Raw genomic sequence first — 15,091 nt, 5'->3', positions numbered from 1 at the left:
TTCTTCGTCCTTGCTGTTCTATTCATAGTCCAATTTGTAGTTGGCCAGATATTCGGCAATTCCGTCGATTTCTTCATCCGTCAACCCAAGATCTTTGGGATTCGGCATGGTATTGCCCGGCTTCACGGATTGTGGATCATGGAGCCATTCTTTCATGTTATCCAGTACCGGGTTTCCTTCTTCCTGTCCCTCACGATAATTCAGCAGAATGCCTGCGACAGATTCTTTGCCGCCGATTCCCGTCAGGTCAGGTGCAACAGGTCCACCTTGGTCGCCAACAGCGTGGCAAGAAAGGCAATTTGTTTTGAATTTTTCGGCCAATTGAGCATCTTCAGGAAGGACTGCGGGTGCTTTCATCTGATTCACCCATCTGTCAAAGGATTCCTGACTCACTGCTTTTACCTTAAATTCCATGAAAGCATGCGATCTGCCGCATAACTCGGCACATTTACCGCGGTAAACGCCTTCATTTGGTGCGGAGAAACTAAACTTGTTTAGCGTTCCATCCGGGTTTGTGTCCATTTTGCCCGCAAGTGACGGCACCCAGAAGGAGTGAAGCACGTCAGCGGTTTTCAATTCGAATGCGATTTTGGTTCCGGTCGGGATGATGAGATCTTGAGCGGTGGTTACGTCATATTGAGGATAAGTGAATTCCCACCAGTACTGATGCGAGGTGACTTGGACCTTAAGTGCGTTTTTGTCATTGGACAGATCTTCACCTTGGGCAAAAATCGTTTGTACCGTCGGTACTGCCAGCACAATAACCAGCAATAACGGAATGGCTGTCCATATTACTTCCAGCTTGAAATTTCCTTCAACCTGTTCGGGCATCTCAGTCTGCCCGGCCCGTCTGCGAAACCGGATCAGGACATAGGCCGCAATGGCGAATACAATGATGAGCACCACAATCATAATCGCGATGGACAGCTTCATCAGATCATATTGGCCTTGCGCCACAGGACCCTGAGGTTTCATTACCGACAAGTCTTCCCGCCCGCATGCGGATAGCAGCAAAGAGAACACCGCCAGCAAGGGGAGAATTCGCTTTGCAACCTGCCACTGTTTCATCATTGATCTACCCCACTTTTTTACGTTTTCGTAGATTACCGTTGTCGTTCGGTAGAAAGGCAACAAAAGGTACGTTTCAGCACGATACGCATAATCCTCTTCGTCATACAGAACGCTTACAAAAATAACGCTTCCAGTACTCCCGTCATTTCCTGCTCAGGGCATGTCTGCGTATTCTTCCAATTCATTCTATATGCTTCAATCACTTATTAAATATAAGTTGAGGGTATGATTTTGTCAATCTTTGGACACATGTTCACAAATTGTTCACTTTATGTAAAAAACCGCTCTGCAACTTGATTTGTAAACGATTTCAGTTAAAAATATTACTCTCTACATTTGAAAATTTTTGCCAAATTTCGGTGATAAAACTTGATTTATTGGCGATTTTTCTCACATTGAAAACATGCGGGATTATGCAAAAGAAAGATCCAATTTTATGGATAACATCTTCCATATTCATCTGGAAGTCATACATTCCGCTCCATACTGCTTTATTCAAACTCAAACAGCATGGAGCATTTGAAGAATTCTGAGATTTTTTGAATCCTAGCTCTCGAATTGTAGCCCGATCAGCTTATCTGCTTCGCGCACTTCATCTTACGTACCGTTGGTCAGAATTAGAGGGCCGTCTCCGGTTATGGCAACCGTATGCTCATACTGAACACCCCAGCTGCCATCCACCGTCCTCACCGTCCATCCATCCTCATCCCATACAACGGCTCCTGAACTGCCTTTTGTAAAGATCGGTTCAATGGTAATAACCATGCCCTCGGTGAGCATCATGCCCGTTCTGCGTTTGCCATAAGGCAGTACATTCGGCGGTTCATGTATATACTGACCAATCCCATGACCGATGAGCGGCTTCACAATGCCGTATCGATAGAGTCTTGCCGTTCGTTCAATGGCACTTCCAATATCTCCGAGCGTGTTGCCTGGAACTGCCTGTGCAATGGCCCGCTCAAGCGCCTTCTCTGTACGTCTCATCAGCTTGCGAACGGATCTGCTTGGTTCATTGATTCCATATGTCCAGGCCGAGTCAGCAAGCCAGCCGTCTTTGTTTACCACCATATCGATGGTCACCACATCTCCGCTCGCCAGAATCTCATCACCCGGAAATCCGTGGCAGACCACTTCATTGATGGAGGCACAAGTCGCGTAAGGATACCCTTTGTACCCTTTCTGCTCCGGTGTAGCCCCATGTTCTGCGAGAAACTCTTCCACCCGCTCGTTGATCTCTGCTGTCGTGATCCCAGGGACCATCCACTGCTCAATATGCTGGTGACAGCTCCACAAAATTCGTCCTGCTTCCCGCATGTAGCCAATCTCTTCTTTGGTTTTCAGTATAGGGTCCACATGCATTCATCCTTCCCGCTATAGGTGTACTCCCATATATATGCAGCAGGAACGCAAAAAAAACCGCCTGCCGGAGCTTAACGCCCGAGAGACGGTTCTATTCATTATCGGAACAGTATAATCAGAGTTGTGTGTTGTTTCAGGACACGGAAGAATCCATCTTGACAAGCTCATGCTCAACCACAGAAGTCAATTCTTCCTCATATCCACCCGTAATCCGGTATTTTCTCACGTACTCCTTCACGAATTTTTTTGGATCCTTAGGACGGAAAATCCGAGTCATTTCCCTCAAACTTTCTTTGACCTCATTGTGACCTTTCGTTGCCATTGTAATTCCCTCCCAAAACGTTGAAAGTGAATGCTCCGTTTAGAGAATGCCGAATAAGTCTTAAATGCCATCCATGAAGTTGTGTGCGCGGCTTAAAGCAAGCTTTAGGTCGGGAACCTCGCTAGAAAGCAAGTACCTGACACTATAAATACCCGATATGATTCGGAATGAATCATAATCTTATTGTAGCATATTCGGAAGTATCTTACGACTTGACGATTTCCTCTAATAAATATAACGGTTTTCATGCCCAAAAAGTTTAATTCCGAATCATAAGTTATGATTGCCGTCATTCTATACGGAATTAATATATCCAGCATAACACTGAACTATTCGGGGGATATTATCACGGACAACCCATATAGTTAAATTACTGGTATCCAAAGGAGGCGCCGTTTCATGGAACGCAAAGAACAGGATATGCTGCCCCTTTCGCATGAAAAGGTGGAAGTAGATGGAGTCTACATCAACGAAGCTGGACGTGAGGAACATTTGCATCGGGGGCAACACTTCCCGGCTGATCCGGTTCTCGGCAAGTCGGAATGGAAACTGACGGAATATGCATATGATAATCACCATGAAGGACGTACCGATGAACGTTTGGTGCCCAAAGAAAATGACACCGATAAAATTGGCAAGATCACAAACCCTCGTAGACAGATCGAGGGAGGATAAGAATTACGTTCGTTTAATCAGCAAATAAATTCACCGGTTCAGTTCTGTCCAACTCCTTCATAGCCTAGTTAAAAAGGACAAAGGAGGCTGGACCGGATGTCCCCCATGAAATCGTCTAGCGGTCTGGATGAAAATATTGCCGGTATGCTCTGTTATCTGTTCACCTTTGTGGGCGGGATTGTCTTTCTCGCTGTAGAGAAGCGGAGTCGGTTCGTGTTATTCCATGCGCTGCAATCCGTAACGGTCTTTGGCATCATTATGGTCGGGCATGTCTTATCGACCTTTCTTCCGTTGTTTGGACCCCTGGTGGCATCGCTGTTATCCCTGCTCGGTGTGGTGGTCTGGCTCATCATGGTCGTCACCAGCCTGCAGGGAAAATGGTTGAAGCTGCCGTGGGTCGGCGATTTTGCTGAGAAACAGATGCGACATCTGTAACTTTAGGAGACTTGATCAAAAGAAAAGACGATCCTTCCCTTTTCAACTGGGTTTGGATCGTCTTTTAATTATGATTTAGAGGAATGCCTTCATACTTTAATGTGATTAAATATTCATAGCATAAATGATGTATGTCATAAACCATTCATGCTGTATATCAGCATGTATTAATCCGCTTGAATATTCATCCTGTTAAGCATCTATTCAGAAGAGTTAACATAACAATCATGCTGGATGACAAATCTAGCCTACGTTGGCTAATTAAGCCGATTTGCCCGTCTCTCCAAGGATGGCATCTGCCTGTTGTTCAGCCATCTTGGCAGCCGTTTCCTTGGTGCCAAGACCATTAAACAGCAAGTTCATGAAGATCGCCGTGAAGCTACCTGCAATGATGCCGTTACCGAGCATAATCTGAGCCCAATCCGGTGCACCAGCGAACAACTCAGGCACAACAGTAACACCCAGGCCCATACCTACAGAACAAGCAATGACAAACAAATTTTCATGACGGTTCAGATCGACCTGACTACCGATGATTCGAATACCGGATGATACCACCATGCCAAACAAGGCCACCATGGCTCCGCCAAGAACTGCTGTTGGAACGAGCTGTGCCAGTGCCGCAATCTTCGGTACAAATCCGATGACCACCAGGATTCCACCAGCTACAACAATGACATCACGCGTCTTCACACGTGTCATCTGTACAAGTCCTACATTTTGTGAATACGTTGTATATGGGAACGAGTTGAAAATACCGCCTAATACAATAGCCAAACCTTCCGCACGATAACCACGGGCCAGATCCTTGGAAGACAGGTCCTTGTCCAGGATTTTGCCCAGAGCCATAAATACACCTGTGGACTCAGCTACACTGACAATCGCCACCAGGATCATCGTCAGAATTGGTACAATCTCAAACGTCGGTCTACCGAAGTAAAACGGCTGAACAACATGGAACCAACTTGCCTCAAGAATTGGAGCAAATTTTACTTTACCCATGAATCCTGCTGCTATCGTACCTACGAGCAAACCGATCAGTACCGAGATGGAACGAATGAATCCAGTTGTGAAACGCGTCATCAGAATGATAAAGAGCAGTACACCGAATCCAAGCAACAGATTCGTTCCGCTACCAAAGTCCGGTTGGCCTTGGCCGCCACCTAGATCGTGGAAAGCAACCGGAATCAGAGTCAGACCAATAATAGTCACAACGGAACCCGTTACTACAGGAGGGAAAAGCCGAATGAGCTTCCCGAAGAGACCAGAGAAGATCAACACGAACAGCCCTGAGGCAATAATTGCTCCATAAATGGCAGATACCCCACTGTTCATCCCGATAAGGATCATCGGAGACACAGCCTGGAACGCACAACCGAGCATGACCGGCAATCCTACGCCGAAATATTTATTTCCCCATACCTGAAGCAGAGTAGCCACACCACAGGCCAGCAAGTCAATGGCAATCAGATAAGTTAGTTGTTCCTGTGTAAAACCCAATGCTTTACTGACGATCAGTGGAACAACGACGGCTCCTGCATACATCGCAAGCACGTGCTGTAGTCCAAGTGAGAAAGTTTTGATCGGGTGCCGATGCCGCTGAAAAATACGTTCGCGTGCCATATTAGTTCGTGCCCTCCTCGTCCACAAAGGTAACCTGTCCATCCGACAGCGCCCCGATGCGAACCAGAGATTCCACACGGTATCCTGCTTCTTTCAGCAAGCGACCTCCCGGCTGGAATGCTTTTTCAATCACGATACCGATACCAACCACTTCTGCTCCAACCTGCTCCACAATACGAGCCAGACCAAATGCTGCTTCACCGTTCGCCAGAAAATCATCAATGATCAGCACGCGATCGCCAGGCTTCATGAACTTCTTGGCAACAGTAATTTCATTCGTCTCCTGCTTGGTGAAAGAGTATACTTTCTCCACCAGAATATCTTCCGTCAGGGTAAGGGACTTCTGCTTCCGTGCAAAAATCAGCGGCACGTTCAGTTCCAATGCGGTCATGATGCCCGGTGCGATCCCTGACGACTCAATCGTCAATACACGTGTGATGTTCTCTCCTTCAAAGCGGCGAATGAATTCCTTGCCCACTTCCTTCATAAGAACTGGGTCCATCTGGTGATTCAGGAATGAATCCACTTTGAGTACTTGCTCGGACAGGACAATACCTTCCTGTCTTACCTTGTCTTTTAACAATTGCATTGCATTTCTTCCCCCTGAATGCCCTCCGCACAGATGCCAACATGCCCCTCCAATCCCATGGTAAAAAAACAAAAAGCCCGCCTTTTCACACGCTGCGGAATAACCGGAGACGGGAAAGACGGACTTGTACGTATATGGACAAGCCGTATGGACGCTACAAGTGTAATGGAAGAACAGAAAGACAGGATATGACTCCTGACGCGAGAAAGTCCAAGCAGACTAATCAGAAACAGATAGAAGCTATCCGAACCTGCTCTTCAGTCAAACTGTCTGAGGATGATCTCATCCCAACCACACAAAATATTGCAACATCTTTCCCGTAGTCCGATCATTCCGGTGATCGGGTAGAGACATGCAGGCCTATTCCTGCACATATACGAGTAACGGCATATTTAATTTTTGGCTCCATGATTCGTTACAATGTATGATCGCGAACCTGAATGTAAATGGTTAAACATAACTGACAATGTTAGAAGTATACCCAATCGGCGGCGTGAAATAAAGAAGTATTTTCATGGAAGTTGCGGAAACTTGTCTTAATTTGCAAACAAGGGGTGATTGGAATGTGTTTTTTATGTACAATATGAGAACGGAAGTGCGGATCTGAACGGAGAATGCATGGAGACGCGGCCTATATTATGAAATGATCAAAGGAGATATGCAGACATGAAAGGCGTACTTAAAGAATTCAAAGAGTTTGCCGTCCGCGGCAACGTCATCGATCTGGCGGTCGGTGTCATTATTGGGGCTGCTTTTGGTAAAATCGTCACGTCCCTTGTGAATGATATCATTATGCCTCCAGTTGGAAAACTGATGGGCGGAATCGACTTCAGCCAGAAAATCATCAACCTGGACGGGGATATCAAAACAGCAAACGGACAGGACATCACCACACTTGCTCAAGCGAATGAAGCTGGCGCTACGGTGATTGCTTACGGACAGTTCATCAACGTCATGATTGATTTTCTCATCGTTGCGTTCTGTATCTTCATGCTCGTGAAGGGTATTAACTATCTGAAAAGCAAAGAACACAAAAAGCCCGAGCCGAAAAAAACGACCAAGGCTTGCAAGTATTGCCTATCTGAAATTCCGGCTGCAGCTACCCGCTGCTCGCACTGTACTTCAGAGCTTGAAGCAGAAGGAAGCAGCGCTCCGGCGTAACCACAATGAGCGTTTAACAGACTCACCGAGTTGAATTACGAATATATAAATCCTGATGCGGGGGGTTCAACCGCTCACTTGCTAGGGTTTATGTATGAAAAGCTAGCCATATGGGCTTCATTAACAATTCGTTGCGTAGCTTAAAGGTTTGAAGGGTTCCACCGTAAAGGTGGGGCCTTTTTTGTGCCTAACATACATGCGTTATATGTGCTCCCCCATGAATTTCATTTGCACTCACGCTCATGAACTAGAAACGACGTGGCAGCAAATGCTCCAGGATCGACTTCAGATCCTTATCTTCCTTGTAAACTTCTTCCCCGGTATCAAGCTCCGTCACCCGAATATATTCAAAGTTAGCCGAAGCATCCACTGGCTTGAACAACAACTGGGCCTCATCTTCCAAACGTACATTGAATCCCATATCCTTAAACATGGTGGTTAACTGACTGTTAGCCGGTTCCTGACCTTGTCCTACAAATATAAGTCCTCTGAGACTTTTACGTTCCTGAGGTTGCGGATAAATCACCTGAAAGTGTACAATGCATTCCATACGATCGTTCCCCTTTCGTGTAAAACATACTTTGTGAAATTTTGAACTTTAAAAACTGCTATATAAGGAGATACGTTTCATGACCCCAGAACGTTTCGACATTTATGACGATCAGCAAAATTGGATCGGCACTTCACTACGCAGCGAGGTCCATGCCAAAGGATATTGGCACCGTTCATTCCACTGCTGGATCGTGCGTGACGAAGGCGAGCAGCGACTCGTTCTTTTTCAGCGGCGGCGTGATATTAAGGATACCTTCCCCGGATGTTATGACATCACAGCAGCAGGTCATCTCACCGCTGGTGAGCAACTGCAAGACGCCAGTCGTGAGCTGGAGGAAGAATTGGGTGTGAATGCTCCATTTGAGGCACTAACCTATCTACTCACGGCTACACAGCAGCTCCAAGGCGAGGTGCGTGGTGTGCCATTTGTAGATCGGGAATTCAGCGCGGTCTATGGATTATGTCTGAATCAGCCGCTCGAAGCCTACGTTCTACAGCCCAGCGAGGTAGATAGCCTGTATGAAGTGCCGCTGGATGATCTGCTCGCTTTGTTCCGTAGTGAGATCGACGTCATTCAAGCTACCGGAGTTCAGACTCAGCCGTTGACTGAAACGGAACGTATCGTTCGCGAGATTCGGGCAACGGATTTCGTGCCCCATGGCACAGCTTATTATACGGACGTGCTCGAAGCTCTATATCACGTGCCCAAAGACTGATCATGTACGTTCCTGTTCAACCCGATCCCGTTCAATCGAATGTTCATAGCTTCATTTTCTCAAAAATAGCATAACTTCATACCTTTACTATCGACTTGACTGGAAACAGATGCTGTGACGAACATCACTGTCATATCTCAAATCAGCACAAACAGGCGTCTGCCTCAAGGCAGCGCCTGCTTTATGTACACATATTCATTTCATCAAAGAAAGATATTATGTGCTGAAGTGTTCACTTCATCAGAAGTGGTTAAGTCGCCGATCTGCCTAGTTCTTGTCATCCTCTCCTGAAGGAGAAGACCAGTAACGTGCAGAGAGATCTTCGTACCGGTGCCCGTAGCGGGACTCCAGTTCCTCACCCATATCCTGTTCCAGTTCGTACAACACCAGCTCTTGAGCAAAATGATTCAGCAGCAGTCCGGTCATTACCGGATGCTCCGTCATCACTGCCTGTGTGGCACAGGATTCACCGCGCATGCCAAGCATGCACCAGCGGCGATCCACTACCAAGGAAAATTTCCGACCATTACCTGTGCCATACAAAGGCAATCCCGGCAAAGGAACAGGCTGATCGAGCATGCCTTCGCCGCCATCACACGACCATAACAGCCGCACACCGCGAGCCTCAGCCTGCTGTAAGTCATTACGTAGCAGCTCTGCCTCCTCACGCCAAACGTCTACGACAATTTCATGCTGAGCCTCGGCCAATTCACGGCTCAGATTCTCAAACACGTTTTTGTCACCTTCAATGTTATAGAAGACAGGCTTCTCCGGTTCGCTCTTGGGCATGCTACTCTGGACATAATCCAGAGAGGTACGCATCTGATCAGAGATCATGCGTGTCATCTCCTCAGGCTTCAGCACACTATACTTCGCAGGCTCCCCCGGACTACACCGCAAGAACCCACGCTGTTCCAGCCGTTGCAGGGTCGCATATACATTGGAACGGGACACGCCCAGCCGCTTCGCAACCTCATATCCTGAGGCTGATCCCTGACGAGCGAGTTCCACCATAATTTTAGATTCCATCTCGGTAAACCCGAGATGACGCAAATGATGCAGCAGTTGGTCCATATTCCCGTCCCCCCATGCTGTCAGCAACCCACACTGCCTCACACTGATGCGGCAGTGCTTCTACTGCATCAGATCAGATCTGTTCGGCACCACAGCGCGGGCACCACTTCGACCCTTTGGGCAGCTCGGCTGCACAAATCTGACAATTCACCATTTCGCGTGACACTTCGGTCTGTACGTCCACCGTATTCACGATCGGGTTATTTTCTTTCCAGTAGCGGATGCGTTCGTCCAGCTCCTGCTGACGCTCACGTTCGCGTTGCATCTCTTCATCTCTGCGACGTTCCCATTCCGCATCGAACGCTTCCTTTTCTTCTTGGGTAAACTCGGTACTGTTATATTCCGATTCGGTCTCCAGATCGGCTATGGACGGAATGACCGTGTGATACGGCTCATCTTCCTCCAGTTCCAATTCAGGTGGCACATCGTAGAAGTCCGGCTCCGGAGTTTGGGTCTGAGCTACAGCTGCCTCCTGTCTCGCGGCTGTGGTGGCTCCTGCGACTCCTGTAGCTCCTACTGTAGGTGCTGGTGTCTTGAACTCGCCCAACTTGCGTCCGCATTTAGGGCAGAAGTTGGCATCCAGGGAAGCGACGTGTCCACACTCGCACAACCGTTCGTTCTTAAGCTGTGCAATCTTGTTGCGCAGACCATCAATCTCGTCCTGCAATTCGTCGCAAAGCTGCGACAGATCCACCATTTCTTTTTCCGCACGCGTCATATCCTGTGCCCGATAACCCTCATAGAAGATGCGACCCATATCTGTAAAATGGACTTCCTGTTCCTGTTGCAAGCCCACAATCTGGTTGTTCAATTTCCCAATTTCAACGGCGTGCTGGGCACGCTCTGTTGCTTTGTTCGCTCCGTCTTTGATGCGCTGAAGCAGTTTCATGACCATTCCTCCTCTGTCCCGTCAAAACCAATATTAGCGAATCAATTTCATAAACGTTTTTAATGATTCATGAAATTGATTCTATCATTTCAAATTTTAGTAGATTAGCATATTACATCTTTCATGCAAAATGCTCAGGCATATAACTTATACGATATCATGCCAAAAAGTTGCGTAATCTCGTGCTGGTGCCCGTTTTATACCGATACTGGATGAAATCGGGGGCTTTCGTCAAGACCATATGTTCGGGTATAATGAAGCTTTGGCCATACTTAACCGCCTGTTTAGGCGAATAACTCTATCATACCAATTTACAATGCGATTGTGAAAAGGGCAAATGGTTTACTTTTAACCGGGATAGTCCTATCCCTGAATGCATACAGAGGTGGATGAAACATGTTAAGTCCGAACTCAACGTTCTACCCCCGTCCGCTCGGGGTTACCCCGGCGGCGTCCCTGCCCCAGTCCCCGTCTGCTCCGCTGGAGACCAGTCGGCAACTCGTGGGTAATGATCAACAGGATGCCTTTTATTTTCGTTCTCTGGAAGAGGCGGGCATCAAGCTAAATGCACCACAAATCTCGGCAGTCCGTCACGGCAGAGGACCTATTCTGACGCTCGCCGGAGCTGGCTGTGGCAAAACGACTGTGCTGGCTGCAAGAGCCGGCTACCTCATAGAGGTCAGTGGCGTACATGCGGGTAGTATCCTGCTGGTGACGTTCACCAACAAGGCCGCCACGGAGATGAAAGACCGAATTGCCGCATTGCCAGGTATACGTCCGGCAGCCGCAAGAGCGGTACAAGCTCGCACCTTCCACTCTTTTGCGCTGACATTGCTGCGTCATTACGGTGTGCAGGAAGAGATCTTTGGCGAGTCGCGTGCTCAGCACACCGTACTGAAGATGCTTCTTCGCCAAAATGGCATGAGTGAAGCCTTCCAGCCCGAAAGTCTGTTGGCCATGCTGTCCGCATGGAAGATGCAAGGATCGGAAACCACCGACCTGCCCGAAAAGTCACAGGAAGAACGCGACGCCAAGCGTGTCCTGCTAGGTTACGAAGCCTGGAAGCAGGATCGGGGCAAAATGGATTTTGATGATATTTTGCTACGGGCATCTGCTCTGCTTCGTGATCCTGCTGTTCTGGGGCCGCTTCAAAAGCGTTTCCAGTACATTATGGTCGATGAGTTCCAGGATACCAACCATCTACAGTATGAAATTGTGCAAAAACTGGCTTCCGCCCACCGCAACCTGATGGTTGTGGGAGACGATGACCAGACGATCTATACCTTTAATGGCGCACGCCAGGAATCGATTTTGGAATTCGATAAAGTATACCCCGGTGCACGCATCGTGACGCTGGATATCAACTATCGCAGTGATGCACGCATTCTGGGGCTCGGAAGTGAACTGGTCGCCCGCAATAAACGTAGACGTGACAAACGGCTTCGTGCCGCCGGAAATCGCGGAGATGCGCCGCGCTTCGCTACACCTTCCAATGCGGAGGAAGAAGCGGCGTGGGTCGTAAACCAGCTGTGCCAGCAGGTTGAAGAAGGGCAACACACCTATCGTGATATTGCGATTCTGCACCGGACAGCCAGCAGCAGCCGGGCTGTATTCGAGCAGCTTGTGTTGAAAGACGTACCATTTGTACAGCATGGTGCTTCTCCGGTGTTCTATGACCAGTCTCTCATCAGACCCCTGATGGATCATCTGCGTCTGTCCCTTGATCCACGTGCCATGGATGCTCTCCCCAGTGCATTGGGACCGCTCTATGTTTCACGGGATGCTGGCCTGGAATGGATTCAGCGCTGTGAACAACAACAGGCGAAGAAATATCCGCTTATTCATTTGGTAAAATGGGACAAGCTGAAACCGTTCCAGCAGGAACAGGTCAAAGAACGTATCAAGCTGATCAAATCGCTGCACAAACTAAAGCCCCTCATCGCCATTCAGGAGATGCGCAGGCAGTTCTACGATAAGTATATGGAAAGTGGTGATCCCAGCATCTTCACCCATTATAAGGAAACGATGCTGGAAACCCTGGATGAATTCGAAGCTGCCGTCAAAAAATTCGAAACCGTGGAAGAGTTCATTCAATTCGCGGATGAGCTCTCCCGCAGACACCGGGAGATGGAATCTCTGCGCCGCGCACAGGACAGTGACGCAGTGCAGCTGATGACCATTCATCGGGCCAAAGGACTGGAGTTCCCTTGTGTCTACTGGATCGGAGCCAGTGAAGGCATTGTGCCTCACAGTACAGCACTGCGCCAGGATATCCCTGAGGATCAGAAAGCTGCGCTTGCTGTGCAGCAGACAGACGCGGAGCTGGACATGGCACTGGAGGAAGAACGCAGGCTCGCTTACGTTGCCATCACACGGGCCAAGCAGTACTTGTACGTTACCTCACCGGCGAGCCATCACGGAAAACCAGCGGATGTGTCCCGCTTCCTGCTTGAAGCCTTCGGCATGGAAGTTCCGGACAAACGTAAACCTCGTGAGGAGAGCCGGACGAGCAGTCAGGCTTCATATGGTAAAGGTAATGGACCGTATACCCGCTCGGGCTCAGGTGCCCGTTCCGAAGGTCGGGATGTGGCACAGCGTCGTGCCATCAGCCACAGTGACCGTCGTGACTACGAGGTTCACAACGAACGTGATGAGGATCGCTTCGGTGAACGACGTGGCAGTGGTGAAATTCGCAACCATAAGGCATTCAGCACCACAGGCATAAGTCCGACAGCTGCGAGTTCCTCTAGTTCACATTCGTACACTTCAGGTTCAGGTAATGCTGAGCGTACGGAGACCGTTGCGGTCTGGAAGTGCAGTTCATCCACCTGTAAAGCGTGGCTAAGACAGAAGCCTTCTGTGCCTTCTAAAGTAACCAAGAAGGCATCATCGGGCCCTCCCGCCTGTCCCCTGTGTTCAGGATCGATGGAGGCCGGTACCCGCCAGGTTCCCGTAACGGGGAGATTTGGGAAATAACTCAAATAATACGAGCATACTAGCTCGTTTCAGGGCGCTTTTTGCTGTTTATTAACAGTAGAAGCGTCTTTTTTCCATTTCAGAATGGGGGTTGGATTATGCAGGACGACAAACAACATCTGTATGTATCGGTAACTCATAACCTGATTGAACGAACAAAGAACGAATCTACACCCTTTGAAGTGTTGGTGGATGACGGGCAGTTGGGCCGATTGAAAGATTTGATGAAGGTGCTGGAGGATGACGATGCATATACTTTGCAACGGGCTCCCGTACCCTACAAGTCGGCAGACCACGATGAGGCAACAGAGCAATTTTCGGATGGCATGACCTTGCTGTATACCTTTCTGTATGACCATGGTACGCCAGATACCCGGCAGGCAATTGAGAGTATGAACGTACTTCCAAGGCTGCAGGATACGGATTATGATGACCCTGGATACGAGAATTCACCACTGAATAAATGACCTGATGCCAAAAAGCATGCGTAACCGCAGATCACGCGGAAGACGCATGCTTTTTAAGTATGATGAAGGACAACTGCCATGTGTAAAATGAACTCAATCCAGACGAATTTCCTGCCTTTTCTCAGCGGATTCGTAGATTCCGCACAACATGCGCGTGGAAGCCACACCATCCGCAATTGGGCTGATCGGCTCTGTACCGTTCAGACAACAATCCACAAAGTGGTCAATCTGGTTCTGGAATGCACTATGAATATGGAGACCCGTATTGTCCGTCTGGGGTTCAATATTCAGGATGGTATTATTTTTCTCCGTGACGATCAGTGTCTCCGGTTCCAGTTCGAACCCACCACGCTCGCCGTATAATTTCACCGAAGATTCATCTCCGCGTGCATGCAGGGTAAAGCTCACATCCACCGCCAGCGAAGCCCCGTTTTCAAACCGTATGAGCGCATTCGCCATATCTTCCACGTCATTCACAGCTGCGCTGTAGTCGGCTGCTTTGTAAAAAGAAAGATGTTCGATATGGGCACGATTGCCCAACTTCCGATACGTATTACCACTGACCGAAACAGGTTTCGGCCTGCCCATGAGGTACCAGCATTGGTCGATAATATGTACGCCCAGATCGATCAGGGGACCGCCGCCGGAACGGCTTTTATCAGCAAACCAACCGCCTGGATTGCCGTGACGCCGCAGAATGGAAGCTTTGGCATAATACAGTTCACCAAACTCCCCGGCATCAATGAATCTGCGCATCATCTGCATATTGTTATCATAACGCCGCACAAAACCAACGATAAACGTACGTCCGCTCTTCTTCACCGCTTCTTCAATCCGCAGTGCATCTTCCACATTGGTTGCTACTGGTTTCTCCAACAATACATGCTTGCCTGCCTCCAGTGCAGCAATGGCAAATTCGGCGTGTGTATTATTCCAGGTACAGATACTGACGGCATCCACATGCGGGTCCTCCAGCATCTCCCGATAATCGGTGTACACGGATTGGGCATCATACTTTTGCGCAGCAGCCCTAGCCCGTTCTTCGTTCAGATCGCAAATGGCATAGATGACGGCATCCTCGTTTTTGGCATAACACCTCATATGAAGATCCGAGATTGATCCTGTACCGATCATTCCGATGTGCAACATTTGTTTCGTGCTCATCATCGTCCTCCCTTCCTT

Annotated in this window: 15 protein-coding genes and 1 riboswitch; of the genes, 6 read left to right on the top strand and 9 right to left on the bottom strand. The window is 48.6% G+C overall.

Translation table 11 applies throughout. From position 1 onward, the window contains the following. Positions 1–18: 18 nt before the first annotated feature. The 3 genes from coxB to MKX75_RS02940 all read right to left on the bottom strand — a co-directional run bounded on the left by coxB (position 19) and on the right by MKX75_RS02940 (position 2,752). On the bottom strand, positions 19–1,071 hold the full coding sequence (coxB, locus tag MKX75_RS02950; protein WP_062837334.1) for a cytochrome c oxidase subunit II: 1,053 nt from the start codon (positions 1,069–1,071) through the stop codon (positions 19–21). Positions 1,072–1,668: 597 nt separating this feature from the next. Next, on the bottom strand, positions 1,669–2,430 hold the full coding sequence (gene map, locus MKX75_RS02945; RefSeq protein WP_076332730.1) for a type I methionyl aminopeptidase: 762 nt from the start codon (positions 2,428–2,430) through the stop codon (positions 1,669–1,671). A gap of 133 nt (positions 2,431–2,563) precedes the next feature. Then, positions 2,564–2,752 carry a hypothetical protein gene (locus tag MKX75_RS02940; RefSeq protein ID WP_017690840.1) on the bottom strand — a complete coding sequence of 63 codons (189 nt, stop codon included), beginning with the start codon at positions 2,750–2,752 and terminating at the stop codon, positions 2,564–2,566. Positions 2,753–3,151: 399 nt separating this feature from the next. Between MKX75_RS02940 and MKX75_RS02935 the strand changes: the two genes are divergently transcribed. Together MKX75_RS02935 and MKX75_RS02930 are read left to right on the top strand one after the other, a co-directional pair. Further along, positions 3,152–3,427: a hypothetical protein gene (locus tag MKX75_RS02935; RefSeq protein WP_062837332.1), complete on the top strand. Its 276-nt coding sequence runs from the start codon at positions 3,152–3,154 to the stop codon at positions 3,425–3,427. A 96-nt stretch (positions 3,428–3,523) separates the two neighbouring features. Further along, the gene (locus tag MKX75_RS02930; protein WP_076332729.1) at positions 3,524–3,862 is read left to right on the top strand and encodes a hypothetical protein; all 339 of its coding nucleotides are present in this window, start codon (positions 3,524–3,526) and stop codon (positions 3,860–3,862) included. Between the two features lie 261 nt (positions 3,863–4,123). Here the strand turns inward: MKX75_RS02930 and MKX75_RS02925 are convergent, their stop codons facing one another. Together MKX75_RS02925 and MKX75_RS02920 are read right to left on the bottom strand one after the other, a co-directional pair. Further along, positions 4,124–5,485: a nucleobase:cation symporter-2 family protein gene (locus MKX75_RS02925; protein WP_339168360.1), complete on the bottom strand. Its 1,362-nt coding sequence runs from the start codon at positions 5,483–5,485 to the stop codon at positions 4,124–4,126. Between the two features lies 1 nt (position 5,486). Then, positions 5,487–6,074, bottom strand: a complete 588-nt coding sequence (locus MKX75_RS02920) for a xanthine phosphoribosyltransferase (RefSeq protein WP_339168359.1) — start codon at positions 6,072–6,074, stop codon at positions 5,487–5,489. A 300-nt stretch (positions 6,075–6,374) separates the two neighbouring features. Next, a riboswitch (purine riboswitch) is annotated at positions 6,375–6,474 on the bottom strand. 266 nt (positions 6,475–6,740) lie between these two features. Here MKX75_RS02920 and mscL point away from each other — a divergent pair. Continuing rightward, positions 6,741–7,235: a large conductance mechanosensitive channel protein MscL gene (gene mscL, locus MKX75_RS02915; protein WP_076332727.1), complete on the top strand. Its 495-nt coding sequence runs from the start codon at positions 6,741–6,743 to the stop codon at positions 7,233–7,235. 247 nt (positions 7,236–7,482) lie between these two features. Here mscL and MKX75_RS02910 read toward each other — a convergent pair whose 3' ends face one another. Continuing rightward, on the bottom strand, positions 7,483–7,785 hold the full coding sequence (locus MKX75_RS02910; protein WP_056695593.1) for a hypothetical protein: 303 nt from the start codon (positions 7,783–7,785) through the stop codon (positions 7,483–7,485). A gap of 79 nt (positions 7,786–7,864) precedes the next feature. On the opposite strand from MKX75_RS02910, the gene MKX75_RS02905 reads away from it, so the two are divergent. Next, complete coding sequence (locus MKX75_RS02905; RefSeq protein ID WP_076332726.1) at positions 7,865–8,503, top strand: NUDIX domain-containing protein; 639 nt, start codon at positions 7,865–7,867, stop codon at positions 8,501–8,503. Positions 8,504–8,770: 267 nt separating this feature from the next. Here the strand turns inward: MKX75_RS02905 and MKX75_RS02900 are convergent, their stop codons facing one another. Together MKX75_RS02900 and MKX75_RS02895 are read right to left on the bottom strand one after the other, a co-directional pair. Beyond that, positions 8,771–9,577, bottom strand: coding sequence for a TrmB family transcriptional regulator (locus MKX75_RS02900; RefSeq protein ID WP_076332725.1), 807 nt, complete (start codon positions 9,575–9,577; stop codon positions 8,771–8,773). A 73-nt stretch (positions 9,578–9,650) separates the two neighbouring features. Further along, positions 9,651–10,466, bottom strand: coding sequence for a zinc ribbon domain-containing protein (locus MKX75_RS02895; protein WP_339168357.1), 816 nt, complete (start codon positions 10,464–10,466; stop codon positions 9,651–9,653). 396 nt (positions 10,467–10,862) lie between these two features. On the opposite strand from MKX75_RS02895, the gene MKX75_RS02890 reads away from it, so the two are divergent. Both MKX75_RS02890 and MKX75_RS02885 read left to right on the top strand, forming a co-directional pair. Further along, the gene (locus MKX75_RS02890; RefSeq protein ID WP_339168355.1) at positions 10,863–13,442 is read left to right on the top strand and encodes a UvrD-helicase domain-containing protein; all 2,580 of its coding nucleotides are present in this window, start codon (positions 10,863–10,865) and stop codon (positions 13,440–13,442) included. A 98-nt stretch (positions 13,443–13,540) separates the two neighbouring features. Further along, on the top strand, positions 13,541–13,909 hold the full coding sequence (locus tag MKX75_RS02885; RefSeq protein WP_076332722.1) for a hypothetical protein: 369 nt from the start codon (positions 13,541–13,543) through the stop codon (positions 13,907–13,909). 93 nt (positions 13,910–14,002) lie between these two features. On the opposite strand, the gene MKX75_RS02880 is transcribed toward MKX75_RS02885, so the two are convergent. Beyond that, positions 14,003–15,073, bottom strand: coding sequence for a Gfo/Idh/MocA family oxidoreductase (locus MKX75_RS02880; protein WP_076332721.1), 1,071 nt, complete (start codon positions 15,071–15,073; stop codon positions 14,003–14,005). Between the last annotated feature and the right edge of the window lie 18 nt (positions 15,074–15,091).

This window comes from Paenibacillus sp. FSL R5-0341, assembly GCF_037975235.1.
Classification (GTDB): domain Bacteria; phylum Bacillota; class Bacilli; order Paenibacillales; family Paenibacillaceae; genus Paenibacillus; species Paenibacillus amylolyticus_A.
Note: the sequence above shows the minus strand (reverse complement) of the source record. Positions and strands in the feature narration are given on the sequence as shown.

Bases quoted from the DNA above. Each gene is read 5' to 3' on its own strand.
- MKX75_RS02890 (WP_339168355.1), top strand. From the start codon at position 10,863: ATGTTAAGTCCGAACTCAACGTTCTACCCCCGTCCGCTCGGGGTTACC.
- map (WP_076332730.1), bottom strand. From the start codon at position 2,430: ATGCATGTGGACCCTATACTGAAAACCAAAGAAGAGATTGGCTACATG.
- MKX75_RS02935 (WP_062837332.1), top strand. From the start codon at position 3,152: ATGGAACGCAAAGAACAGGATATGCTGCCCCTTTCGCATGAAAAGGTG.
- MKX75_RS02880 (WP_076332721.1), bottom strand. From the start codon at position 15,073: ATGAGCACGAAACAAATGTTGCACATCGGAATGATCGGTACAGGATCA.
- MKX75_RS02905 (WP_076332726.1), top strand. From the start codon at position 7,865: ATGACCCCAGAACGTTTCGACATTTATGACGATCAGCAAAATTGGATC.
- MKX75_RS02925 (WP_339168360.1), bottom strand. From the start codon at position 5,485: ATGGCACGCGAACGTATTTTTCAGCGGCATCGGCACCCGATCAAAACT.
- MKX75_RS02900 (WP_076332725.1), bottom strand. From the start codon at position 9,577: ATGGACCAACTGCTGCATCATTTGCGTCATCTCGGGTTTACCGAGATG.
- MKX75_RS02895 (WP_339168357.1), bottom strand. From the start codon at position 10,466: ATGAAACTGCTTCAGCGCATCAAAGACGGAGCGAACAAAGCAACAGAG.
- MKX75_RS02940 (WP_017690840.1), bottom strand. From the start codon at position 2,752: ATGGCAACGAAAGGTCACAATGAGGTCAAAGAAAGTTTGAGGGAAATG.
- MKX75_RS02885 (WP_076332722.1), top strand. From the start codon at position 13,541: ATGCAGGACGACAAACAACATCTGTATGTATCGGTAACTCATAACCTG.
- MKX75_RS02920 (WP_339168359.1), bottom strand. From the start codon at position 6,074: ATGCAATTGTTAAAAGACAAGGTAAGACAGGAAGGTATTGTCCTGTCC.
- mscL (WP_076332727.1), top strand. From the start codon at position 6,741: ATGAAAGGCGTACTTAAAGAATTCAAAGAGTTTGCCGTCCGCGGCAAC.
- MKX75_RS02910 (WP_056695593.1), bottom strand. From the start codon at position 7,785: ATGGAATGCATTGTACACTTTCAGGTGATTTATCCGCAACCTCAGGAA.
- coxB (WP_062837334.1), bottom strand. From the start codon at position 1,071: ATGATGAAACAGTGGCAGGTTGCAAAGCGAATTCTCCCCTTGCTGGCG.
- MKX75_RS02930 (WP_076332729.1), top strand. From the start codon at position 3,524: ATGTCCCCCATGAAATCGTCTAGCGGTCTGGATGAAAATATTGCCGGT.